Origin of the sequence: Stenotrophomonas sp. C3(2023) (assembly GCF_032911385.1) — a bacterium.
Classification (GTDB): Bacteria; Pseudomonadota; Gammaproteobacteria; order Xanthomonadales; family Xanthomonadaceae; genus Stenotrophomonas.
This window is the reverse complement of record NZ_JAWJLO010000001.1, coordinates 2,836,582-2,860,809: the sequence shown is the minus strand read 5'-3', so window position 1 is coordinate 2,860,809 and position 24,228 is coordinate 2,836,582. Positions and strand designations below refer to the sequence as shown.

The window sequence follows — 24,228 nt, the reverse complement described above, 5'->3', positions numbered from 1 at the left end:
CACCACAAAGTTTCACCGGCAACACACAACCCACACAGCCGCATCGGCATCATGGCGCGCAGAGGCAGGAGGCCAGACCGCCCATGCCACCGATAAGCGGATACAACGAGGACACGGACATGGCGCATTTTGAACTGATCGAAAAGATGGCACCCAATGCGGTGATCAAAGTGGTTGGCGTGGGCGGCGGCGGCGGCAATGCCGTAGCGCACATGGTCAACTCCAGTGTGGATGGCGTGGAGTTCATCACCGCCAACACCGACTCGCAGGCCATCAAGAATTGCGGTGCCAAGCTGCAGCTGCAGCTGGGTACCAACGTGACCAAGGGTCTGGGCGCAGGCGCCAACCCGGAAGTCGGCCGCCAGGCTGCACTGGAAGACCGCGAGCGCATCATGGATGCGCTGCAGGGTGCGGACATGGTGTTCATCACCGCCGGCATGGGCGGCGGCACCGGCACCGGCGCGGCGCCGGTGGTGGCACAGCTTGCCAAGGAAATGGGCATCCTCACCGTTGCCGTGGTCACCAAGCCGTTCCCGTTCGAAGGCCGTCGCCGCATGCAGGTGGCGCTGAAGGGCATCGAGGAGCTGAGCCAGCACTGCGACTCGCTGATCACCATCCCCAATGAGAAGCTGATCACCGTGCTCGGCCGCAACGCCACCATGGTGCAGGCGTTCCGCGCGGCCAACGACGTACTGCAGGGCGCCGTGCAGGGCATCGCCGATCTGATCGTGCGTCCGGGCCTGATCAACGTCGACTTCGCCGACGTGCGCACCGTGATGTCCGAGATGGGGCTGGCGATGATGGGTACGGGCACCGCCCGCGGCGACGACCGTGCGCAGGCGGCTGCCGAATCGGCGATCCAGAACCCGCTGCTGGACGATGTGAACCTGGCCGGTGCCAACGGCATCCTGGTCAACATCACCGCCGGCGCCGACTTCACCATGGCCGAGTTCGACGAGATCGGCCGCACCATCGATGGCTTCGCTTCGGAAGACGCCACCGTGGTGGTGGGTACCGTGCTCGACCCGGACATGCAGGACGAAGTGCGCGTGACCGTGGTGGCTACCGGCCTGAACCGCGTGGCCGCCACCAAGAGCCAGCGTCCGGGCGAGCGTGCACCGATCAAGCTGGTGCGCAATGCCACCACCGGTCAGCCGGAGTTCGCCGACTTCGACAACGGTGGCGACGCTGTGGCCAAGGCCGTCGGCGGCGTGGGCCTGGGTCTGCGCCGCGCGAGCAGCGACAGCGTGGCAGCCTCCAGCCCGGCCGCATCGAGCAGCCCGGCCGCTGCACCGGCCGCGGCCGAACTGCCCAACGATTACCTGGACATCCCGGCATTCCTGCGCCGCCAGGCGGACTGATCGCCGCCACCGGGGCTTGTCCTCCCCGGTGAACGGTCACCATGTCCTTGTTGCAGGCGCCGGGCCAGGATCGGCCCGGCTGCCCTGCCGACGTGCGCCGCAAGGTGCGCTGCTGCGTCCTGCCGGGTTTCAGCCAGGGTAGGGGCGGCCCCGTGTTAATCTAGGCAACTCTTCTGGCGTGGCCATAGCGGCCGGCCGCCTGCATCTGGCACATCCATGATCCCGCAACGCACCCTCAAGAACACGATCCGCGCCACCGGCGTTGGCCTGCACAGCGGCGACAAGGTCTACATGACCCTGCGCCCGGCACCGGTCAACCATGGCATCGTGTTCCGCCGTGTGGATCTGCAGCCGGTGGTGGAAGTACCAGCCAAAGCCGAGCTGGTCACCGAGGTCACCCTGTGTACCGGCCTGACCTGCCACGATGCCAAGATCCAGACCGTCGAACACCTGATGTCGGCCTTGGCCGGTCTGGGCGTGGACAACATCATCGTCGAGCTGTCCTCGGCCGAGCTGCCGATCATGGACGGTTCCTCCGGTCCGTTCGTGTTTCTGCTGCAGTCGGCCGGCATCCAGGAACAGGACGCGCCCAAACGTTTCATCCGCGTGCTGAAGAAAGTGGAAGTCACCGAAGGCGACAAGGTCGCCAGTTTCAGTCCGTACGAAGGATTCAAGCTGGGCTTCACCATCCAGTTCGACCACCCGATGATTCCGGCCAAGCAGTCGCGCCAGGAGATCGAGTTCTCGACCACGGCCTACGCCAAGGAAATTTCGCGCGCCCGCACCTTCGGGTTCATGCGCGACCTGGAATACATGCGCGAGCGCAATCTCGGCCTCGGTGGCTCGATGGACAACGCCATCGTGCTGGACGAGTTCCGCGTGCTCAATGAAGACGGCCTGCGCTATGCGGACGAGTTCGTGCGCCACAAGATTCTCGATGCCATCGGCGACCTCTATCTGGCCGGCGGCCAGGTGCTGGGCGCCTACGAGGGCTTCAAGTCGGGCCATGCGTTGAACAACAAGCTGGTTCGCGCCCTGATCGCCGACGCCAGCGCGTGGGAATGGGTGAGCTACGAAGCCCCGACCGCAGCCGAGCCGGTGGCCTACGGCAGCCCCGCTTACGCCTGAAAGAAAGGGGATGGCCCAGCGTGAAACGAACGCCGCCGCAGGGCGGCGTCGTCGTTTCTGGTCTTCACGAGGTGTAGGGAACATCGGCGCGGATGAAGGTCACAGTTCGTGAACCCCGGGCATGTAAAGCCTGAACTTAACAAATAAATAACAAAACCCTAACGACTGGACGGGGTGAGCCCGTTAGGATGCCCCCCGGCACTCGTAAAAGTTTCACGCCACGGCTACATCGCCGTGACGCGCGGGGAGCGGGGCAGGATGCACCCGTGGTCGTCAGCGTTTTCCCTTGGGGAGAACGTCCTGCAGGCTTGCCAAGGCGTCGCGTAGCCCTTTGTGCGTGGCGGCTGAAACTGCGTGGGGTCCGTTCTGGTTGTCATGTGCTGGGGAGCGCACGGGAACGGGGGACGCAGTCTTGATGGTCACCTTGGTGGCCTTCAGCCCGATGGAGCGGGCCGCGTCGATCAACTGCGCCTCGGCAAGCCTCAGCTTGGCGTGCCAGACGGGGGAGTCGACGAGAAAAACGAGGTGTTCGTCGCGTGTGTTCGCAAGCCGGCAATGGTTGCGCAGCGCAGGCGGCAAGTGGGGGCGCAACTGCCGGTCCAGCGCATCGAGCCACAAGGCCCGACGCAGCGGATTCCCGGATTTGTCCGCCATGACCGCATCCAGCGCCGGTTTCGGTGCTGACGCGGTACGGACGCTGGATTTCGGCTCTGACATGAAAACTCACAGATGGCATTCAAAAAGATCGTAATCAAAACGCGTGAAAGCAGGAACAAAACGGCGTTCACGCGTCTACAGCACTACTTCGAGGACCGTCCGCGCGCGCTGCTGGGCAGCGTGCTCGGCGTCGGCTGCATTATCGGCTTTGCCGGTGGCATGGGCGCCAACCTGCTCGGCGATGCGCACCTGCGCAGCCAGGTCGCGCAGCAGGAGCAGGAGCTGGCCAAGGTCCGCGCCGATGCGCAGACCCAGGTCAACGCCCTGGCCGCCCGGCTGGGCGAGCTGCAGGCGCAGGCTACCCGGCTCAATGCGTTGGGCGAGCGGTTGACCGCCATGGGCAAGCTGGAAGACGGCGAGTTCGACTTCAACGAGACTCCGGGTCTGGGTGACGGCGATGCCGGCGGTCCGGTGGCCGATATCCCGGTCAACGACGTCAACGCCGACTTACAGGTGCTGGAGCAGCGCTTTGCTGCTTCAGGCCGCCAGCTGTCGGTGATGGAATCGCTGATGTTCGACCACCAGCTGCAGCAGAACGCGGTGCCCTCGCGCATGCCGATCCGCAACAGCTACGTGACCTCCGGCTTCGGCAACCGCGCCGACCCGTTCGGTCGCGGTGTGGGCAGCCACAAGGGCATCGACTTCCATGCCCGCGTCGGCGACCCGGTGATGTCGGTGGCCGATGGCGTGGTCAGCTTCTCGGGCGTGAAGGGCGGCTACGGCAACGTGGTCGACGTCGATCATGGCAACGGCTATGTGACGCGATACGCGCACAACTCCCGCCTGGTGGTGAAGCCGGGCGACCTGGTGCGGGCCGGACAGGAAGTGGCCAAGGCCGGTTCGACGGGTCGTTCCACCGGTGCCCACGTGCACTTCGAGGTCTGGGAGAACGGTCGCGTGGTCAACCCGCGCAAGTTCCTCGGCGACGGTGGCAATACACCGGTCGGTCGCGTCTCGCGCGGCTGATACGGCCAGAACAGGACAGACGGTGCCTGCGGAGGTTGAAACCCCGCGGGGCCGTCCCAAGCTACAATGGATGTAGCCACCGACAGGGCGCCAGGCGCCCTGTTTCGTTTGCGGCGGACGGATCCCCCCCTGGAACCGTGCGGCGTTCACCTGACAACCCGGTTCCTTCAATGATCAACAGCCTGCTTACCCGCGTCTTCGGCAGTCGTAACGAACGACAGCTGCGCCAGCTCAACCGCATCGTCGCCAAGATCAATGCGCTGGAGCCGGAGATGGAGAAGCTCAGCGACGAGCAGCTCCAGGCCAAGACGCCGGAGTTCAAGCAGCGCATCGCCGACGGTGAGGCCCTGGACAAGGTGCTGCCGGAAGCTTTCGCCGTCTGCCGCGAAGCCAGCCGCCGCGTCATGGGCATGCGCCACTACGACGTCCAGCTGATCGGCGGCATGGTGCTGCACCTGGGCAAGATCGCCGAAATGCGCACTGGTGAGGGCAAGACCCTGGTGGCGACGCTGCCGGTGTACCTCAACGCGCTGGAAGGCAAGGGCGTGCACGTGGTCACCGTCAACGACTACCTGGCCCGCCGTGACTCGGCGCAGATGGGTAAGCTGTACAACTGGCTGGGCCTGAGCGTGGGCGTGGTGTATCCGGGCATGCCGCACAGCGACAAGCGCGAGGCCTACAACGCCGACATCACCTACGGCACCAACAACGAATTTGGCTTCGATTACCTGCGCGACAACATGGCGCTGTCGCGGGCCGACCGCTACCAGCGTGAGCTGCACTACGCCATCGTCGACGAAGTCGACTCGATCCTGATCGACGAGGCGCGCACGCCGCTGATCATTTCCGGTCCGGCCGACGATTCCCCGGAGCTGTACATCCGCGTCAACCGGGTGGTGCCCAACCTGATCAAGCAGGAAGCCGAAGACGGCGAGGGCGACTTCTGGGTGGACGAGAAGGGCAAGCAGGTCCATCTTTCCGAGGCGGGCATGGAGCACGCCGAGCGTCTGCTGGTCGAAGCGGGCATTCTCGACGCCGAGACCGACGGCCTGTACGCACCGCAGAACCTGGCAGTGGTTCATCACCTCAATGCCGCGCTGCGCGCGCATGCGATCTACCAGCGCGATGTGGACTACATCGTGCGCGACGGCGAAGTGGTCATCGTCGATGAGTTCACCGGCCGCACGTTGTCCGGCCGCCGCTGGTCCGACGGCCTGCACCAGGCGGTGGAGGCCAAGGAAGGCGTGCCGGTCCAGCGCGAGAACCAGACCCTGGCCAGCATCACCTTCCAGAACCTGTTCCGCATGTACAAGAAGCTGTCCGGCATGACCGGTACGGCCGATACCGAAGCGTTCGAGTTCCAGAGCATCTACGGGCTGGAAGTGGTGGTGATTCCCACCAACCGGCCGACCCTGCGCAAGGACGCACCGGACCAGGTGTTCCTCAACCGCCAAGGCAAGTTCAACGCCGTGCTGGCCGACATCCAGGACTGCAACAAGCGTGGCCAGCCGGTGCTGGTGGGTACCACGTCGATTGAAACCTCGGAGATGCTCTCCGAGCACCTGCGCAAGGCCGGCGTGCATCACGAGGTACTCAACGCCAAGCAGCATGACCGCGAAGCGACCATCGTGGCCAACGCCGGCCGTCCTGGCGCGGTGACCATCGCGACCAACATGGCCGGTCGTGGTACCGACATCGTGCTGGGCGGCTCGCTGGAAACCGAACTGCACGAGCTCGGCGAGGACGCCACCGAAGCACAGAAGGCGGCGGTCAAGGCGGCCTGGAAGGAACGCCACGACGCGGTCAAGGCGGCCGGTGGTCTGCATATCGTAGGCACCGAGCGCCACGAATCCCGCCGTATCGACAACCAGCTGCGTGGCCGTTCGGGCCGCCAGGGCGACCCTGGTTCGTCGCGCTTCTATCTGTCGCTGGAAGACAACCTCATCCGTGTCTTCGGCGGTGAGCGTGTCCAGAAGATGATGCGCATGATGGGCATGAAGGATGACGACGTCATCGAGGATCGTCTGGTAAGCCGGGTCATCGAGAAGTCCCAGCGCAAGGTCGAAGCGCACAACTTCGATATCCGCAAGAACCTGCTGGATTTCGACGATGTCAACAACGACCAGCGCAAGGTGATCTACGGCCAGCGCGACGAACTTCTCGACGCCGAGTCGCTCAAGGAGAACGTCGAGGGTATCCGCGGCGATGTGATCTACGACGTGGTCGCTCGCTTCGTGCCGCCCAACTCCATCGACGAACAGTGGGATCTGCGCGGGCTGGAGGCTACCCTGGAATCCGAGTTCGGCCTGCAGATGTCGCTGACCGAGCTGGTCAAGTCACACGAGGAACTGGACGCCGAAGGCATCGTCCAGAAGGTGCAGGAGCGTGTGGACGCGCACTTTGCCGAGAAGGAAGCCGGCGTGGGCCAGGACACCATGCGGGCACTGGAAAAGCACGTCATGCTGACCGTGCTCGACCAGAGCTGGAAGGAGCATCTGGCGCGCATGGACTACCTGCGCCAGGGCATCTATCTGCGCGGCTATGCGCAGAAGCAGCCCAAGCAGGAGTACAAGAAGGAAGCGTTCGAGCTGTTCTCGGGCATGCTGGAAGACGTCAAGCGCGAAGTGGTGACCCTGCTCTCGCGTGTGCGCATCCGCAGCGACGAGGAAGTGGCCGCATTGGAAGCCGCCGAGCGCCAGCAGGCGCAGGCGCGCCTGAGCCAGTCGCAGTTCCAGCACCAGGACGCCGGCAGCTACAGTGCCGACGAGGAAGCTGCACAGGTGGAAGCGGCGCAGCATGCTGGCCAGGCGCAGCGCGACGAGCCGAAGATCGGCCGCAACGATCCCTGCCCGTGCGGCAGCGGCAAGAAGTACAAGCACTGCCACGGCCAGTTGAACTGACCCAACGCAGGCAGGGCCGGGTCTGTCCGGCCTCTGTTGCGGGAGCTTCGTGCTTCCGCCGGACGCCCCGCCCAGTGCGGGGCGTTTCTGTTTTATCCTCCCACCATGCCTTCCCCGACACGATCGATCCACGTAGTGGCTGGCGTCATCACCGACGCCCGTGGCCGCATCCTGCTCAACCGCCGTACCGACAACCGCGACATGGCGGGCCTCTGGGAGTTTCCAGGTGGCAAGCGTGAGCCCGGTGAAAGCTCCGAGCAGGCGCTGGTGCGCGAACTGCGCGAAGAGCTGGGCATCGAGGCTGACGTCGGCAACTGGATCATGGATGTGCCGCAGCGCTACCCGGACAAGCATCTGGTGCTGGAGGTACGGCACATCCGCAGCTGGAAGGGCAGCCCGCGTGGCCGCGAAGGCCAGGCCATCACGTGGGTGGCACCGGAGAAGCTGGGCCGCTACTCCATGCCACCGGCGGACCTGCCGGTGGTCGCCGCACTGCGTCATCCCGACCGCTATCTGATCACCCCAGCGGTTGGCGCTAACGCAGTCGATGCGCTGCAATGGCAGCAGCAACTGCAGCGCGCCGTGGACAGTGGCCTGCAGCGTATCCAGCTGCGCCCCGGTCAGGACCACCCCGAGTGGGCGGCGCTCGTCGCCGATGCAGTGAAAGGCCAGCGCAGGCCCGTGCAGTGGCTGCTCAACCGCGATATCGCCCTGGCCCGCGAACTGGGCATCGGCGTGCACCTGGGCAGCGAGCAGCTGCATACGCTGGCCGCACGGCCCCTGCCTGCGGACCAGCTGGTGGCCGCCTCCTGCCATGACCTGCCAGCGCTGCAGGCCGCGCAGCGCCTGGGCTGCGACTTTGCGGTGCTGGGGCCGGTGCAGGCGACCGCCTCGCATCCCGGCGCGGTGCCGATGGGCTGGGAGGCGTTCGCCGCACTGCGCGCCCAGGTTTCCCTGCCGATCTATGCGCTGGGTGGTCTGGGCGTGGACGACATCACCACCGCCCGCAGGAACGGCGCCCAGGGTATCGCTGCGATTTCCGGATTATGGCCGGCTTGAGGCAGGCCGTCAGCTGCGCAGCAGCTTGAGCACCGACGTTGTCGGCTTGGCCAGATTCAACGTGTAGAAGTGCAGGCCGGGGGCACCGCCCTCAAGCAGACGCTGGCACAGCTGGGCCACCACCTCGGCGCCAAAGCGGCGGATCGATTCGCTGTCATCGCCATGGGCCTGCATGCGGCGGCTGATCCAGCGCGGTATCTCGGCGCCGCACTGCTCGGAAAAGCGCCGCAGCTGGCTGAAGTTGGAGATCGGCATGATGCCCGGGACGATCGGAATCTCCACACCGAGCCGCCGCACCTGGTCGACGAAGTGGAAGTACGCGTCAGCGTTGTAGAAGTACTGGGTGATCGCCGCATCGGCACCCGCGTCCACCTTGGCCTTGAAGTAGTTGAGGTCTGCCAGTGCGTCGACGGCCTGCGGGTGGGTTTCCGGATAGGCGCCGACCTCGATGTGGAAGGCATCGCCGTGCTCGCTGCGGATGAAGTCGATCAGTTCTGCTGCATACCGCAGGTCACCGGGGTGGCCCATGCCCGAGGGCAGGTCGCCGCGCAGGGCGACGATGCGATGGCAGCCGATCGCGCGGTACAGCTTGAGCAGCTCGCGGATCTCCTGGCGGGTGCCGCCGACGCAGGACAGGTGCGGGGCGGAGTCGAATCCGTGGTGCTGCTTGAGGTGGCGTACCGTCTCGGAGGTATAGCTCAGCGTGGAGCCGCCCGCGCCGAAGGTGCAGGACACATACTCCGGGGCGTAAGCCTTGAGCCGGGCCGCCGTGCGGTCAAGCTGGGCGCGCTGCTCATCGGTCTTGGGCGGGTAGAACTCGAAACTCAGGGGCGTCATGGCAGCATCGACAGCGGCGGGTCCGGACTCAGTATATCGCTACATCAAGATGGATGTAATGACCTCGCACAGGTGGCCTGCGCCGTGCCGCGCGCCCTGTCACCTCGACGGCCCGATCGGTGTGCGCCGCCTCTGGGCCCGCTGCTGCGGAACACCGTCAGGCTGGTTGTGCGGCGGCGTTGCATGGCATCCTGTGGCCGCCTTTGTTTCCTGCAGCACGCCATGTCGTTCATCCTCACCGAGTTCGCCCGTCCGCGCCTGTTTCCGCGTGTGCCGCGCGCCAATACGATCCAGGACATCACTGCCGAGCAGTTCCAGGCGCACCTCAATGCGCATGCGCCGCTGAAGGTGCTCGATGGCTACGCGCCGTTCTGCAAACTGTTCGTCTACGAGAACTGGACCAGCACGCGGTGTCTGACGGTGCCGATCACCGACGAGAACCGGCATCTGCTGCGCAGCGGCTATGAGGCGCGCAACCGCGATGAGCTGCCCGTGCTGGTGCGCTGGTTCGAGGGCGTCCAGGCGCCGCGGGCCAACTATCTGGTGGTGATCCTGTACAGCGCTGAGCAGCTGGCCAGGGAGGGCTCGCCGATCGACGGGGAGTGGGGCGTTGTGGGCTGCATCTACACCGCCGAGCCGGAGGAGATCCCCATGGCGCCCATCACCATGATGCGCAATGCGCTGGGTGTGGACGAGGGCGGGTCGGGCGTGCCATTGGACCGCGCCGCTTACCAGCGTGCGGTGCAGTTCTGGGAAAACAACGCCAACTGGCGGCCCTGACGCGCCGGCATCGCGGCGAGCCTCAGCGCGCTTTCCACTCCCACCACCGGTAATGGTATTCGCGGTCGGTGGCCTGCCAGTGCTGTCCACAGCGTGCGCATGCCACCTGATGGCATTGACCCCAGCCATCTTCCGCCTCGCCTGCACAGAGCAGCTGCATCTGACCCTGCTCGATCAGGCGCTGGGGATTGAAGAACAGATAGCCGGGCAACAGCGCACACAGGCAGCCGGTCCTCGCGTGCCAGTAACGCAGGCGCTGCAGCGCAGCCTGCAGATGCACCTGGTTGGTCACCAGCGCGCCGCCCAGCGCGACCCGTTCGCAGGCTCTTTCAATGCGGTCGGCATGCGGTGCCAGCGCATCCAGCAGCGCCGCATCGAAGGTCACCGCGACCGCGCAGGTCGACGCATGGATGCGCGTGGTATCACCGCTGAGCAGGTCCTGCAGCAGGGCATCGGCTGTGTCCATCAACGGGCCTTGCCGATGGGCGCGTAACGGCCTGCGGTCAGGCGCAGCAGGTCGGCAGGGGCCAGTTCCACTTCCAGTCCGCGACGGCCTGCGCTCACGTGCACGGTCGCCAGGGCCTGCGCGCTGGCATCGAGAAAACTGCGCAGGCGCTTCTTCTGCCCGAGCGGGCTGATGCCGCCGACCAGGTAGCCGGTGGCACGCTGTGCTGCATCGGTTGGCGCCATCGCGCACCTGCGGCAGCCGGCGGCGTCGGCCAGGGCTTTGAGGTCCAGCTGTCCGGCCACCGGCACGATGGCCACCAGCAGCTCCCCGGTTTCGGTACTGGCCAGCAGGGTTTTGAATACCTGCGCGGGGTCCAGGCCGAGTTCCTCCACCGCCTCGCTGCCGTAGGAGGCGGCCGCAGCATCGTGCGCATAGCTGCGCACGTGATGGAGGATGTTCTCGCGCTTGAGCAGGTTGATGGCGGGGGTCATGCGGGCATGCTAACGCACCGGATGCGCGGTGCCTTGACCGCATCTGCAGAGCGGCCGCCCAACGCAGAACGGGCGCCCGAAGGCGCCCGTTCCGTGGTACATCGCGCCGCGCTGCCGGCCATGGACCGGCATGCGGGTTCGATCAGTAGCGGTAGTGGTCCGGCTTGAACGGGCCTTCCACCGGCACGCCGATGTAGTCGGCCTGTTCCTGGCTCAGGGTGGTCAGCTTCACGCCGATCTTCTCCAGGTGCAGGCGCGCCACTTCCTCGTCCAGCTTCTTCGGCAGCAGGTAGACCTTCTTCTCGTAGCTGTCCTTGTTCGCCCAGAGGTCGATCTGTGCCAGGGTCTGGTTGGCAAAGCTGTTGGACATCACAAAGCTCGGGTGGCCGGTTGCGCAGCCGAGGTTGACCAGGCGGCCTTCGGCCAGCAGGAAGATCGCATTGCCGTTGGGGAACACGTACTTGTCCACCTGCGGCTTGATGTTGACGTGCTGCACGCCCGGGAAGGCCACCAGCGCATCGACCTGGATCTCGTTGTCGAAGTGGCCGATGTTGCAGACGATGGCCTGGTCCTTCATCGCGCTCAGGTGTTCGATGCGGATGATGTCCTTGTTGCCGGTCGTGGTCACGTACAGGTCGGCGCGGCCCAGGGTCGACTCCAGGGTGTTGACCTCGTAGCCTTCCATCGCCGCCTGCAGGGCGCAGATCGGGTCGATCTCGGTGACGATGACGCGCGCGCCGTAGGCACGCAGCGACGCGGCGCAGCCCTTGCCGACGTCACCGTAGCCGCAGACCACGGCAACCTTGCCGGCCAGCATCACGTCCATCGCGCGCTTGAGGCCGTCGGCCAGCGACTCGCGGCAGCCGTAGAGGTTGTCGAACTTGCTCTTGGTGACCGAGTCGTTGACGTTGATCGCCGGGATCAGCAGGGTGCCGGCCTGGGCCAGCTGGTACAGGCGATGCACGCCGGTGGTGGTCTCTTCCGAGACGCCCTTCCAGTCCTTCACCACGCGGCCCCAGTAACCCGGACGCTCGGTGGCCACACGCTTGAGCAGGTTCTTGATGACCTGTTCCTCGTGCGAGGAGGACGCGGTGTTGACCCAGTCGCTGCCGTTTTCCAGCTCGTAACCCTTGTGGATCAGCAGGGTGACATCGCCGCCATCATCAACCACCAGTTCCGGGCCGGTCAGGGTGCCGTCGGGCAGGGTGAAGGTCAGCGCGTCCAGCGTGCAGTCCCAGTACTCTTCCAGCGTCTCGCCCTTCCAGGCAAACACCGGCGTGCCGGTGGCGGCGATGGCCGCGGCAGCGTGGTCCTGGGTGGAGAAGATGTTGCACGAGGCCCAGCGCACGTCGGCGCCGATGTCCTTCAGCGTTTCGATCAGCACCGCGGTCTGGATGGTCATGTGCAGCGAGCCGGTCACGCGCACACCCTTCAGCGGCAGGCTGGCGGCATGCTTGCGACGGATCGACATCAGGCCCGGCATTTCGTGCTCGGCGATGTCCAGTTCCTTGCGGCCCCAGTCGGCCAGGCCGATGTCGCGGATCTTGTAATCACCTTCGGTGGAGAAGGTCTTTGCAACAGCGTTCATTCATTGCTCCGGTTTAGGACGAGAGGGTTCGTCTGGCCGGGCGCCGTTGTCACGTCACCGCCCACCGAGCCTGGCCGGGCCCAAGGCTCCGGTCGCAGCGCCCCTCGGTGAGGGAAGACCGCCAGTATATCGCCTTCGGGCCCGCCCCCAACCATCGGCAGGTGGGCGCGCGCGCAGGGGCTGTTAAGGTCGGTGGTTTGCACGCATCCAAGGGATAGCAGATGAACAAGCGTATGCGCCGCCGGCCTGGCCTCTGGTCCGGTCTGGTCCTGTCGATGGCCCTGCTCGCGGTGGCCCCGGCCGTGCTGGCCGATACCCCAGGGGTGGTCGTCGCCAACGGCGCAACGGGCTATGAGCTGCCCTCGGCCGCCCTGCAGGCGGTGGTCGATCAGCCCCGCTCGCCGACGCTGTACCTGTCGCCGCGCCGTGATGTCGGCGCGATGCTGCAGATGCCTTCGCTGCCCTCCATCGAGGTCGTGGCGCAGCCCGAGCTGAAGCTGGCAGGCCGCCGGATCAATCCGCGCACGTTCTCCGACAGCCGCTTCAGCTATGGCCAGAAACTGTGGCTGCTGGACATCGCCGACGGCGCGCCGCGGCAGATCAGCGGCCTGCCCGGCAAGCTGGCAGTGGCCAGCCTGGCGTGGTCGCCCGACCAGAAGTGGCTGGCCTTCAACCAGGTCGATGCGGCTACCGGCGCCAACGAACTGTGGCTGGTGGACGTGGCGGCTGCCAGCGCGCGGCGCCTGCGCGGCGAGCTCAACACCGTGCTCGGCGATGGCTTCCAGTGGTTGCCCGACAGCCGTGGGCTGCTGGTGATGAGCCGGGTGGCCAATGCCGGCGCACCGCCCCCGGGCGACGCCACCCCCACCGGGCCGGCCGTGCAGCAGACCACCGAGGGCAGCGGCGTGGTATCCATCCGTACCTATCAGGATCTGCTGCGCAACCAGGCCGATGCCGCGCTGTTTGATTATTACGCCACCGCCCAGCCGATGCGCATCGGCCTTGACGGCCAGAGCAGCCCGGTCGGCATGGCCGGTATCTACCTGGACCTGAGCCTCTCGCCTGATGGTCGCTACCTGCTCAGCCAGCGTGCGGTGCGTCCGTACTCGTACGTGGTGCCGGTGAGCAGCTTCCCGCGCCGTATCGAGGTGCTCGACAGCAGCGGCAAGCTGGTGCACACGGTCGCCAACCGCCCGCTGGTGGAAGGTCTGCCGACCGGCAACGACGCCGAAGTAACCGGGGTCCGCGACATCAGCTGGCGCGGCGACGCGCCGGCGACGCTGGTGTGGGCTGAAGCGCAGGACGGCGGCGATCCCAACCGTGAGGCGAAGATCCGCGATGCGGTGATGATGCAGGCCGCGCCATTCGACACCGCCCCGGTTACCCTGGCCCAGCTGGGCAGCCGTTATGCCGGCATCACCTGGGGGCACGACGACCTGGCCCTGCTCAATGAGAGCTGGTGGAAGACCCGCCGCACGAAGACCTGGGTGATCGCGCCGGGCGGCAGCGCCGAGCCGCGGCTGCTGTTTGACCGCGATGCGCAGGATCGCTACAACGATCCGGGCCGGCCGGCGGTGCTGCGTGACGACAACGGTCGCGCGCTGCTGCAGACCAGCACCGACGGCGGCAGCATCTATCTGTATGGCGCTGGTGCCTCGCCGGAGGGCGACCGCCCGTTTGTCGACCGCATGGACCTGGCCAGCGGAAAAACCGAACGTCTGTTCCACTCGCAGGCACCGGACTATGCACTGCCGCTGGCCCTGCTCGGCGACGATGCCAGTGCGCTGCTGCTGACCCGCGAAAGCCCCGAGCAGCCAGCCAATTACTACGTACAGTCGCTGGCCGATCCGGCCGCCGCGGCGCGTGCTCTTACCCAGGTCAGCCATCCGCTGCCGGCCCTGCGCGGGGTCAGCAAGGAGCAGATCCGTTACAAGCGCGCCGATGGCGTGGAGCTCACCGCCACCCTGCTGCTGCCGCCAGGTTACGACCCCAGGCGCGAAGGGCCGCGGCCGCTGCTGATGTGGGCCTACCCGGGCGAGTTCAAGAGCGCGGCTGCGGCCAGCCAGGTCACCGATTCGCCCTATCGCTTCAATGCGGTCAGCTACTGGGGCCCGCAGGCATTCCTGGCCAAGGGCTACGTGGTGCTGGCCAGTCCGTCGATGCCGATCATCGGTGAGGGTGACAAGGAGCCCAACGACACCTACATCGAACAGCTGGTCGCCAATGCCAAGGCGGCGGTGGACGAAGTGGTGCGGCGTGGTGTCACCGACCGCGACCACATCGCGATCGGCGGCCATTCCTACGGTGCGTTCATGACCGCCAATCTGCTGGCGCATACGCGTCTGTTCAAGGCCGGCATCGCCCGCAGCGGTGCCTACAACCGCACGCTGACGCCGTTCGGGTTCCAGGCCGAGGAACGCAACTACTGGCAGGCCCAGGACATCTACCAGAAGATGTCGCCGTTCAACTATGCCAACCAGATCAAGGACCCGATCCTGTTCATCCACGGCGTGGACGACAACAACTCCGGTACGTTCCCGATGCAGAGCGAGCGCATGTTCGCGGCGGTCAAGGGGCTCGGTGGCACCTCGCGGCTGGTGATGCTGCCCAATGAGTCGCATGCCTACCGCGCACGCGAGTCGATCATGACCATGCTGGCCGAGAGCGAGCGCTGGCTGGAGCAGACCATCGGTCCGGGCGCGCCGATCAAGGCCAAGGCCAAGCGCTGACCGCCTGTGCTGCCGGGCCGCAGGGCCCGGCAGCGCGATGGTGTGGCGTTACCGCTGAAACCACCTGCGGGCTGTCACGGGAACTGGGGTAGGCTGGAGCCAGCTCCCCTGCGTGAGGCGTGTGCGTTGTCGATGAACGAGTTCCGCAGCAGCATCGAATCTGCTTCCCCCGATCTTCCGCTTCGCGATGATGTGCGCCGTCTGGGCGCGCTGGTTGGTGACCTGCTGGTCGAACAGGTGTCGCAGACCCTGTTCGACGACGTGGAAGGGGTCCGCACCCGCGCCATCGCGCGACGTGAGCAGCAGGCGCCCCTGTCCGATCTGGCGCAGGGACTGGCCGGTCGTGCACCGCACGATGCCGAAACCCTGGTGCGTGCATTCAGCACCTACTTCCAGGTGGTCAACATCGCCGAGCGGGTACACCGCATCCGTCGTCGTCGGGATTACCAGCGCGCCGGCACCGCCGCGCCGCAGCCCGATGGCCTGCAGGACGCGCTGCAGCAGCTCAAAGCCCAGGGCGTCGAACTGGACGAACTGGCGCAGTGGCTGCCGCGCATCGACATCGAGCCGGTGTTCACCGCCCATCCCACCGAAGCGGTACGCCGCGCGCTGCTGGAAAAAGAGCAGCTGATGGTCGCCAGCCTGGTGGACAACCTGGATGGGCAGCGCACGCCGGGCGAAGCCGCTGCCGACGCAGCGCGTTTCCGCATGGCCCTGACCGCCTCGTGGCAGACCACCGATTCCTCGCCGGTGCGGCCCACCGTCGACGACGAGCGCGAGCATGTGGGCTTCTATCTGGTGCAGGTGCTGTACCGGGTCATTCCGGTGTTCTACGAATCGCTGCAGCAGGCGCTGCAGGACACCTACGGCCAGCGCCTCGCATTGCCACGGCTGCTGCGCTTCGGCACCTGGGTGGGCGGCGACATGGACGGCAACCCGAACGTGGATGCCGACACCATTGCCAACACGCTGCAGGCGCAGCGGCAGGCGGTGCTGGGCCGCTACCAGAAGGACCTGCTGCAGCTGGCCAGCCTGCTCAGCCAGTCGACCGAACGGGTCGGTGTAAGCCGCGCGCTGCAGCAGCGCGTGGACGAGTACATGCAGCGTCTGCCGCAGGTGCAGTCGCGGCCGCGCCACGCCGACATGCCCTATCGGCTGCTCAATGACCGCATGCGCGCGCGGCTGCAGGCCACCATCGATGATGCCGAGGCCGCCTACGCCGGCCCGCAGGAGCTGGTGGATGACCTGCAGCTGATGCTGGACAGCCTGCTGGAAAACCGTGGCGAGCACGCCGGTGGTTTTGCCGTGCAGCGTCTGCTGTGGCGGGTGAAGACTTTTGGCTTCCATCTGGCGCGACTGGACGTGCGGCAGGAGTCCAGTGTGCATGCACGTGCGCTGGCATTGGCGCTGGATGAAGCGGAATGGGAAACCATGGCACCGCGCGAGCGCGCTGCGCTGCTGGGCCCGTATGCCAGCGGCGAAACGCCGCTGCCGAAGGTTGACGAGGAGGGCAATCAACGGCTGGACGCGGTGTTTGCCGCGCTGGCCGATGCCCGCCGGCGGCACGGCGCGGACGCGCTGGGCAGCTACATCATTTCCATGGCGCACGACCGGGGTGACGTGCTCACCGTGCTGGCGCTGGCACGCCGCGGCGGCCTGGTCGATGAGCACGATGAGGTGCCCCTGGACATCGCGCCCTTGTTTGAAACCGTTGACGACCTCAGGCAGGGCACCGCGACGCTGACCGATCTGCTGCAGGACCCCGTTTACCGAGCCCACCTGCGCGCCCGCGATGATGTGCAGATGGTGATGCTGGGGTATTCGGACAGCGGCAAGGACGGTGGCATCGCCGCCTCGCGCTGGGGCCTGCAGCGGGCGCAGGTGGAACTGCTGGAAGTGGCCAGCCACGCCGGCATCCGGCTGACGTTCTTCCACGGGCGCGGTGGCTCGATCAGCCGCGGCGGTGGCAAGACCACCCACGCGGTGGATGCCTCGCCGCGGGGCAGCATCGATGGCCGTCTGCGCGTGACCGAGCAGGGCGAGGTGATCCATCGCAAGTACGGTATCCGCGCGCTGGCGCTGCGCTCGCTCGAGCAAGCCGCTGGCGCGGTGCTGCGTTCCAGTCTGCGCCCCCGTGCGGCGGACGCGCGCGAGGCGCAGTGGCGCCCGGTGATGGACCAGGTGGCCACATCGAGCAGCGAGGCGTACCGGCGGTTTGTCGGCCAGGCGCGCTTCATGGACTATTTCCGCCGCGCCACACCGATCGATGTGATCGAGCGCATGACCCTCGGCTCGCGGCCCTCGCGGCGGTTGGGCCAGGACGCGGCATTGTCCAACCTGCGCGCCATTCCCTGGGTGTTTGCATGGAGTCAGGCCCGCTCGGTGATTCCCGGCTGGTTCGGCGTGGGCAGCGGCCTGCAGGCCGCCGTCGACGCAGGCCATGAGCAGGTGCTCGTGCAGATGGCCCGCGACTGGCCGTTCTTCCGCACCTTCCTGGACGACATCGCAATGGTGCTGAGCAAGGGCGACATCACCATCGCCGAGCAGTTCTCGCTGCTGGCCGGCGAGCTGCATGCCGACTTCTTCCCGCAGGTGCAGCGGGAGTGGGCACTCACCGAACGCTGGGTGCTCGCGCTCACCGGGCAGGAAACACTGCTGCAGCACGATCCCCGGCTGGCGCAGTCGATCCGGCTGCGCAACCCGTATGTGGATCCGATCAGTGTGCTGCAGGTCGATCTGCTGCAACGCTGGCGTGCCCGTGGCGGTGAGGATGACGCCCTGCTGCGCGCGCTGGTGGCCTGCGTCAACGGTGTCTCGCAGGGCGTGCAGAACACCGGCTGACGTGGTGCCGGGCTCTGCCTGGCAGCGACTGCTCATCAAGCCGGGCTTTGCCCGGCCATGGCGGCTACTCCTGCGGCGCCGGCGGATTGGACGCCAGCAGCTCCAGATGACGCTGTTCCATCTCCTGGCGCAGCTGCCGCCGGATCAGCGCGGCAGCATGGCGGCGGCGCTCGTCGCTGCCTTCCACCTGCAGCGGCGGTACGGCGGTTGGCCTGCCGTCCTCGTCCACCGCCACCATGGTGAAGAAGCAGCTGTTGGCATGGCGCACACTGCGCTTGAGGATGTCCTCGGCAACCACCTTGACCCCGATCTCCATCGACGAGGTGCCGGTGTAGTTGACCGAAGCCAGGAAGGTCACCAGTTCGCCCACCGCGATCGGCTGCCGGAACATTACCTGGTCCACCGACAGGGTGACCACGTAGCGCCCGGCATAGCGGCTGGCACAGGCATAGGCGACCTGGTCGAGCAGGCGCAGGATCGCACCGCCGTGCACCTTGCCGGAGAAATTGGCCATCTCCGGTGACATCAGTACCGTCATCGACAGCTGGTGGGGTTTGAAATCGGTGGTCATGCGTCGATTGTATCGGCCGCGCCGCGTGGCTGTGGAGCCGAGCGATGCCTGACTGCATTGCCTCGGCGTGCAGGCAAAAAGAAAGCCGACCATGGGGTCGGCTCCACCACAAAGAGAAGGGCCGCTTGCGCGGCCCTTCATCCTGCTTACTTCAGCTTGGCGTCGGCGCGCAGGGCGGCGGCGCGGTCCGTCTTCTCCCAGGAGAAGGCCGTCGCGGTCACCGACTCACCGGCACCATTGATGTAGCTGAACTCCTTCGGCTTGCGGCCGAAGTGGCCGTAGGCGGCGGTCTGCTGGTACATCGGGTGGACCAGGTCGAGCATCTTGATGATGCCGTACGGGCGCAGGTCGAAATGCTTGCGGATCAGCTTCTCGATCTTGTCGTCGGCGATCTTGCCGGTACCGAAGGTGGTGACCGAGATCGAGGTCGGCTCGGCCACGCCGATGGCGTAGGAGACCTGCACTTCGCAACGGTCGGCCAGGCCGGCGGCGACCACGTTCTTGGCCACGTAACGGGCAGCGTAGGCGGCCGAACGGTCGACCTTGGAGGGATCCTTGCCGGAGAAGGCACCACCACCGTGACGGGCCCAGCCGCCGTAGGTGTCGACGATGATCTTGCGGCCGGTCAGGCCGCAGTCGCCCACCGGGCCGCCGATCTCGAACTTGCCGGTCGGGTTGATGTGGAACTTGGTGCCCTTGTGCAGCCACTTGGCCGGCAGCACCGGCTTGATGATCTCTTCGCGGACGGCCTCGATGAGGTCCTTCTGCTTGATGCCCGGGGCGTGCTGGGTCGACAGCACCACCGCGTCGATGGCGCTGGCCTGGCCGTTTTCGTCATAGCGCAGGGTGACCTGGCTCTTGGCGTCCGGGCGCAGCCACGACAGCGGCGAGTTGCGCTTCTTGCGCACCTTGGCCTGCTGCTCGACCAGACGGTGCGACAGGTGGATCGCCGCCGGCATGTAGCTGTCGGTCTCGTTGGTGGCATAGCCGAACATCAGGCCCTGGTCGCCAGCGCCCATTTCTTCGGGCTTCTTGCGGTCCACGCCCTGGGCGATGTGCGGCGACTGCTTGCCGATCAGGTTCAGCACGCCGCAGGTAGCGCCGTCGAAGCCGACGTCGGAGCTGTCATAGCCGATGTCCAGGATGACCTTGCGGGTCAGGGCTTCCAGGTCGATCCACGCGCTGGTGGTGATCTCGCCGGCCACGATGGCAACGCCGGTCTTGACCATGGTTTCGCACGCCACGCGTGCGCGCTGATCCTGGGTAAGGATCGCGTCCAGAACCGCGTCGGAAATCTGGTCGGCGATCTTGTCCGGATGGCCTTCAGAGACCGATTCGGAAGTGAACAGGAAGCTCGACATCAGGCTAATATCCCTTGATTCGGATGGAAAGATGGGCGCGAATGATACACGGGGTGGGCCCGCTGTGCATTGTGTACCCCAACGGGTTGCCCGTGGTTAAGGTGGCGTGCCTTTGCCGACAAGGGGTTACCGCGCATTGATGCGTGTGCTGCAGGCCAGCGTTCCACGGGCATGACGCCCGCGTTCCCGCGCGGCGACTGGTCTGGCCCCCGGGGCTGCTAGCATCGGTCGATGGACTCCTTGACCCAGATCGTACTGGGCGGCGCGGTTGCCGCCGCCATCGCCCCGCCTGGCCATCGCCGCGCGGCCCTGCTCGCCGGTGCCGCCCTCGGCACGCTGCCGGATCTGGATGCGCTGTGGCTGGGCCTGCGCGCAGCCGACCCGGTGGCCGTGATGACCGAGCACCGCAGCTTCAGCCACTCGCTGCTGGTGCTGCCCTGGGTGGCAGCGGCGTTGTGGTGGCTGTTCAAGCGCTTCGGCCACGGCCGGGTGGCGCAGGCGCCGCAGCGCTGGTTCTGGGCGATGCAGCTGGCGCTGGTCACCCATCCGTTGCTGGATGCGCTGACCGTCTATGGAACGCAGCTGTGGTGGCCGCTGACGCCGTCGCCGACGATGGTCTCCAGTGTATTCATCATCGATCCGCTCTATACCGTGTGGTTGTTGGTCGGCTGTGCGGTGGCCTGGTTCGCGCGGTCCCGCCCTTTGGCCGGCAAGGCATTGGTGGCCGCGCTGGCAATCAGCTCCGGCTATCTGGGCTGGAGTCTGGTCGCCAAGGCGCAGGTAGACGAGGCTGCACAACAGCGTCTGGCCGCGATGGGGCTGGCTGACGCGCCGCGGTTCTCGGTGCCGATGCCGTTCACTACCGTGCTGTGGCGCGTGGTGGCGATGACCCCGGAAGGCTATGTGGTGGGCGACCGCTCGGTGCTGGCCGACCGCGGCCCGATGCTGTTCCAGGCGTACACATCGGATACATCGGCACTGCAACAGGTCGCCGGGTTGCCTGCCGTGCAGCGGCTGCACTGGTTCAACCGGGGTTTCATGCGTGCCCAGGTGGTGGACGGCCGGCTGCTGCTGAGCGACCTGCGCATGGGGCTGGAGCCGGACTACACCTTCAACTTCATCGTCGCCGAGTGGCGCGATGGGCAATGGCACGCCGTCGTGCCTGAGCAGGTACGCAGTGACTACAGCAGCCCGCAGGCGCGGGCGGCGCTGCGTGCGCGGCTGGTGGCCCTGTGGCAGCGGATGTGGCACGAGCCCGCGTAGGCACGATCGGTGCAGGGTAGAGCCAACCCTACGGTCGGGTCCCGCGCGCAGCGCGGCAGGGCCGCCGCGACCTGTACGCAGGCCTCAGTAAACGATCGCGCGCGCCTGTACGAACGAGAAGAAGAACACCGCGTTGGGGTCGTTCTGCACCAGCCGGAACTCGCGGCGCATGCCTTCCACCGTCTCCACATCCACCGACCCGGCCTGCAGCAGCTGTTCGGCCGCCGACAGCAGCAGCTGCTCCCAGAACGCGATCATGGTCTTGCGCCGGGCCGGCTCGCGGTTGTCCAGGTGGATGGTCTTGATCTGCGTGTCCACATCGCGGAACCCGCCGGCCAGCAGCAGGTTGCCCAGCTTGGCGCCGACGAAGGGGTCGCCGCCGTGGTCGTACTGGAAGTCATTGAAGGCCATCCAGTAGCGCCAGATGTTCGGCGAATAGGGGTCCAGCAGGAACGAGGCGTTCATCACCTCGGTGATGTAGACCGGCGAACCCGGTGCCAGCACGCGGCGCACTTCACTGAGCACGCGGGCAGGCGAGGGCACATGCTCGAGCACCCAGCACAGGAAGGCGGCATCGAATTCGCGCGCGCCGAACGGCAGCTCGCCCGCATCGGCCTGCAACAGGGTGTAACGGTCGCTGCACCATGGGGTGCGTGACAGATTGGCGGCGGCGGCGGCCAGCTGCGCCTCGCTCAGGTCGACGCCGGTCACATGCAGCTCGGGGAAGCGCCGCAGCAGGATCTCGGTCTGTGCGCCCACGCCGCTGCCCACTTCCAGCAGCCGGCGCGCGCCGCTGTAATCGATCTGGCCGAACAGGGTCGGCTCCAGCAGGCGCGCCTGGGTCACCAGGCGCTCCTGTTCGGTGCCGGAGAAGCCATGCAGGTAAGTAGGCGAAGAAATCGGCGGGGTCATGTCCAGCACTCAGGCAGCAGAGGAAACCGCCGCGTCGGCGGCGATCAGTTGGTCGAAGTAATCGGCGGTCAAGGCCAGCTGGCTGGCCGGGTCCTCGGCGCGGTTGACCACCGCCCGGAACGCGGCATTTTCCGGACGGTCCTTGGCGTACCATCCCAGGTGCTTGCGCGCGATGCGCACACCTTGGGGCTCACCGTAGAAGTCGTGCAGGGCCCGCAGGTGCCCGAGCAGGATGTCGCGGACCTCGGACAGGGTCGGCGGCGCGCGCTCCCTGCCGGTGGCCAGATAATGGGCCACCTCGCGGAATATCCACGGCCGGCCCTGTGCCGCGCGGCCGATCATCACCGCGTCCACGCCGGTCAGCGCCAGCACCCGCGCCGCCTTCTGCGGGGAGTCGATGTCACCATTGGCGATGACCGGGATGCGCAGGGCGGCCTTGATCGCCGCGATGGTTTCGTACTCGGCCTGCCCGGTGTAGTGCTGGTCGCGGGTGCGCCCATGCACGGCCAGCGCGGCGATGCCGCTGTCCTCGGCGATGTGGGCGATGGCCGGGCCATTGCGGTGGTCGCAGTCCCAACCGGTGCGGATCTTCAGTGTCACCGGCACCTCGACGGCCTTGACCACCGCATCGAGAATGCGCGCCACCAGTGTCTCGTCGCGCATCAGCGCCGAGCCGGCCCAGGCGTTGCAGACCTTCTTGGCCGGGCAGCCCATGTTGATGTCGATGATCTGCGCGCCATGGTCGACGTTGTAGCGCGCCGCTTCGGCCAGCTGCTGCGGCTCGGTGCCCGCGATCTGCACACTGATCGGGTCGGGCTCGCCGGCGTGGTCCATCCGGTGGATCGACTTGCGTGTGTTCCAGAAGCGCGGATCGCTGATGGTCATTTCCGAAGCGGCAAGCCCCGCGCCAAGCCGTTTGCACAGCAGGCGGAAGGGCTTGTCGGTGACGCCGGCCATCGGCGCGAGCACGACGTTGGGGGCAATGGTGTAGGGGCCGATCTGCATCCGCCCATTGTAGGCTGCAGGGCCCGCCGCGGCGGCGCCAGCGAGGGGCCTGTTCAGGCCTATCGGCACCGAGCTCATGCCATACCGGCATCAGCAGATGCTTGACCGGGCCGGGGACGACCGCCGGACGAGGAGGGCGGCTCCGGGCAGGTGACGACCGTCGGTCGTCACACCGTTGCAGCCGGCCAGGGAGGGTGACGACCAACGATCGTCACCTACCGGGGGAGCGGGTGAGCAGGGCCAGAAGCGTGACGACCAACGGTCGTCACCTACCGGGGACGCCTGCCGTCAGACGTCTGCCGGGGTGAAGTGCGGCATGGCTTCGGCGGCGCCTTCCTTCTCGGTCGACCGGCCGGCGAACTGGTTGGCGAATCGCACGTGGCGTGCGAACGGGGCCTCCGGGTCCTGCGCCATCGAGGCCACCAGAGCACCGTTGAAGGCATCGCCTGCGCCTGTCGTGTCGATCGCCTGCACCTGCTCGGCACCCACGCGGTAATACGGCTGCGTATCGCCGCGCAGGGTGTCTTCGGCATGGGACACAAACACGCCCACCGAACCCAGCGTCACCACCACGGTGCCATTGCCGACCAGTTTGCGGCACAGCGCGTGCAGGCTGGCACCATCGAGCGCGGCCACATCGTCGGCTTCCACGCGCTCGCCGACATGGCGGCCCAGCAGCGAAGCAAATTCGGTCTCGTTCGGGGTGATGACATCAGCCAGCTTGAGCAGACCGATGCTCGACGGCGCATCGGCCGGGGCCGCATTGAGCACCGTGGTCGCGCCGGCCTCACGGGCCAATGCCAGCGCCGCCTCGATGGTTTCCACCGGCGATTCCAGCTGCGCCAGCACCACCTTGGCCGTCGACAGCAGCGGCTGCTGCTGGCCGATGAAGTCGATGCTCAGCGCTGCGTTCGCCCCCGGTCCGATCACGATGGTGTTGCGGCCGCGCGCGTCCACGTAGATGCCACCGGTACCGGTCGGCTCGGCACTGGCCTCGGCGGCCAGCGCGAAACCGTCCTTGGCCGCCAGATCACGCGCCATGGCGCCACCGGCGTCGTCACCGAGGGCGCAGACGAAGGTGGTCTGTGCACCCGCACGGTGGGCCGCGACGGCCTGGTTGAACCCCTTGCCGCCCGGGCCGGTGCTGTAGCGACCGGCAATGGTCGCACCCGGTGCCGGCAGGTTCTCGCACCGCCACACGTGATCGACATTGAAGGAACCGACGACGACGACATTACTGCTCATAGGGGAACTGTTCTCAGTGAAACGGG

19 protein-coding genes and 1 riboswitch are annotated in these 24,228 nt (G+C 66.7%); of the genes, 9 read left to right on the top strand and 10 right to left on the bottom strand.

The window, feature by feature from the left end:
• Positions 1 to 119: 119 nt before the first annotated feature.
• Together ftsZ and lpxC are read left to right on the top strand one after the other, a co-directional pair.
• Positions 120 to 1,361: a cell division protein FtsZ gene (gene ftsZ / locus RZA67_RS12810; RefSeq protein WP_317213110.1), complete on the top strand. Its 1,242-nt coding sequence runs from the start codon at positions 120 to 122 to the stop codon at positions 1,359 to 1,361.
• Positions 1,362 to 1,577: 216 nt separating this feature from the next.
• Complete coding sequence (lpxC, locus tag RZA67_RS12805; protein ID WP_317213109.1) at positions 1,578 to 2,489, top strand: UDP-3-O-acyl-N-acetylglucosamine deacetylase; 912 nt, start codon at positions 1,578 to 1,580, stop codon at positions 2,487 to 2,489.
• A gap of 273 nt (positions 2,490 to 2,762) precedes the next feature.
• Here the strand turns inward: lpxC and RZA67_RS12800 are convergent, their stop codons facing one another.
• Complete coding sequence (locus RZA67_RS12800; RefSeq protein WP_317213108.1) at positions 2,763 to 3,206, bottom strand: DUF721 domain-containing protein; 444 nt, start codon at positions 3,204 to 3,206, stop codon at positions 2,763 to 2,765.
• Positions 3,207 to 3,218: 12 nt separating this feature from the next.
• On the opposite strand from RZA67_RS12800, the gene RZA67_RS12795 reads away from it, so the two are divergent.
• The 3 genes from RZA67_RS12795 (at position 3,219) to RZA67_RS12785 (ending at position 8,131) form a co-directional block, all read left to right on the top strand.
• Positions 3,219 to 4,172, top strand: a complete 954-nt coding sequence (locus RZA67_RS12795; protein WP_317213107.1) for a M23 family metallopeptidase — start codon at positions 3,219 to 3,221, stop codon at positions 4,170 to 4,172.
• Between the two features lie 170 nt (positions 4,173 to 4,342).
• On the top strand, positions 4,343 to 7,072 hold the full coding sequence (gene secA, locus RZA67_RS12790; RefSeq protein WP_317213106.1) for a preprotein translocase subunit SecA: 2,730 nt from the start codon (positions 4,343 to 4,345) through the stop codon (positions 7,070 to 7,072).
• A 105-nt stretch (positions 7,073 to 7,177) separates the two neighbouring features.
• Positions 7,178 to 8,131 (top strand): Nudix family hydrolase, encoded by a 954-nt coding sequence (locus RZA67_RS12785; protein WP_317213105.1) that lies wholly within the window; start codon positions 7,178 to 7,180, stop codon positions 8,129 to 8,131.
• Positions 8,132 to 8,140: 9 nt separating this feature from the next.
• Here the strand turns inward: RZA67_RS12785 and metF are convergent, their stop codons facing one another.
• Complete coding sequence (metF, locus tag RZA67_RS12780; protein WP_317213104.1) at positions 8,141 to 8,968, bottom strand: methylenetetrahydrofolate reductase [NAD(P)H]; 828 nt, start codon at positions 8,966 to 8,968, stop codon at positions 8,141 to 8,143.
• A gap of 222 nt (positions 8,969 to 9,190) precedes the next feature.
• Here metF and RZA67_RS12775 point away from each other — a divergent pair, with 222 nt between their 5' ends.
• Positions 9,191 to 9,748 carry a DUF3228 family protein gene (locus RZA67_RS12775; RefSeq protein WP_317213103.1) on the top strand — a complete coding sequence of 186 codons (558 nt, stop codon included), beginning with the start codon at positions 9,191 to 9,193 and terminating at the stop codon, positions 9,746 to 9,748.
• A 22-nt stretch (positions 9,749 to 9,770) separates the two neighbouring features.
• Here RZA67_RS12775 and RZA67_RS12770 read toward each other — a convergent pair whose 3' ends face one another.
• The 3 genes from RZA67_RS12770 to ahcY form a co-directional block, all read right to left on the bottom strand.
• Entirely contained in the window at positions 9,771 to 10,214 is a 444-nt protein-coding gene (locus tag RZA67_RS12770; protein WP_317213102.1) for a hypothetical protein, read from the bottom strand.
• Positions 10,214 to 10,687 (bottom strand): Cys-tRNA(Pro) deacylase, encoded by a 474-nt coding sequence (gene ybaK / locus RZA67_RS12765; protein ID WP_317213101.1) that lies wholly within the window; start codon positions 10,685 to 10,687, stop codon positions 10,214 to 10,216. The genes RZA67_RS12770 and ybaK overlap by 1 nt, the downstream gene beginning before the upstream one ends.
• A 142-nt stretch (positions 10,688 to 10,829) precedes the next feature.
• A complete protein-coding gene (gene ahcY, locus RZA67_RS12760; RefSeq protein WP_317213100.1) occupies positions 10,830 to 12,275 on the bottom strand; it encodes an adenosylhomocysteinase in 1,446 nt (481 codons plus the stop codon).
• 31 nt (positions 12,276 to 12,306) lie between these two features.
• A riboswitch (S-adenosyl-L-homocysteine riboswitch) is annotated at positions 12,307 to 12,387 on the bottom strand.
• A 109-nt stretch (positions 12,388 to 12,496) separates the two neighbouring features.
• Here ahcY and RZA67_RS12755 point away from each other — a divergent pair.
• Positions 12,497 to 15,004 (top strand): prolyl oligopeptidase family serine peptidase, encoded by a 2,508-nt coding sequence (locus RZA67_RS12755; RefSeq protein ID WP_317213099.1) that lies wholly within the window; start codon positions 12,497 to 12,499, stop codon positions 15,002 to 15,004.
• Between the two features lie 132 nt (positions 15,005 to 15,136).
• Positions 15,137 to 17,845, top strand: a complete 2,709-nt coding sequence (gene ppc / locus RZA67_RS12750; protein ID WP_317213098.1) for a phosphoenolpyruvate carboxylase — start codon at positions 15,137 to 15,139, stop codon at positions 17,843 to 17,845.
• Positions 17,846 to 17,909: 64 nt separating this feature from the next.
• Here ppc and RZA67_RS12745 read toward each other — a convergent pair whose 3' ends face one another.
• Together RZA67_RS12745 and metK are read right to left on the bottom strand one after the other, a co-directional pair.
• Positions 17,910 to 18,416, bottom strand: coding sequence for an acyl-CoA thioesterase (locus RZA67_RS12745; RefSeq protein WP_317213097.1), 507 nt, complete (start codon positions 18,414 to 18,416; stop codon positions 17,910 to 17,912).
• Positions 18,417 to 18,562: 146 nt separating this feature from the next.
• Complete coding sequence (gene metK / locus RZA67_RS12740; RefSeq protein WP_317213096.1) at positions 18,563 to 19,777, bottom strand: methionine adenosyltransferase; 1,215 nt, start codon at positions 19,775 to 19,777, stop codon at positions 18,563 to 18,565.
• A gap of 231 nt (positions 19,778 to 20,008) precedes the next feature.
• On the opposite strand from metK, the gene RZA67_RS12735 reads away from it, so the two are divergent.
• A complete protein-coding gene (locus RZA67_RS12735) occupies positions 20,009 to 21,040 on the top strand; it encodes a metal-dependent hydrolase (RefSeq protein WP_317213095.1) in 1,032 nt (343 codons plus the stop codon).
• A gap of 84 nt (positions 21,041 to 21,124) precedes the next feature.
• Here RZA67_RS12735 and RZA67_RS12730 read toward each other — a convergent pair whose 3' ends face one another.
• The 3 genes from RZA67_RS12730 to RZA67_RS12720 all read right to left on the bottom strand — a co-directional run bounded on the left by RZA67_RS12730 (position 21,125) and on the right by RZA67_RS12720 (position 24,202).
• Positions 21,125 to 21,952 (bottom strand): methyltransferase domain-containing protein, encoded by an 828-nt coding sequence (locus tag RZA67_RS12730; protein WP_317213094.1) that lies wholly within the window; start codon positions 21,950 to 21,952, stop codon positions 21,125 to 21,127.
• Positions 21,953 to 21,961: 9 nt separating this feature from the next.
• Positions 21,962 to 22,957 carry a tRNA dihydrouridine synthase DusB gene (dusB, locus tag RZA67_RS12725; RefSeq protein WP_317213093.1) on the bottom strand — a complete coding sequence of 332 codons (996 nt, stop codon included), beginning with the start codon at positions 22,955 to 22,957 and terminating at the stop codon, positions 21,962 to 21,964.
• Positions 22,958 to 23,245: 288 nt separating this feature from the next.
• Positions 23,246 to 24,202, bottom strand: coding sequence for a ribokinase (locus RZA67_RS12720; protein ID WP_317213092.1), 957 nt, complete (start codon positions 24,200 to 24,202; stop codon positions 23,246 to 23,248).
• Positions 24,203 to 24,228 lie beyond the last annotated feature (26 nt).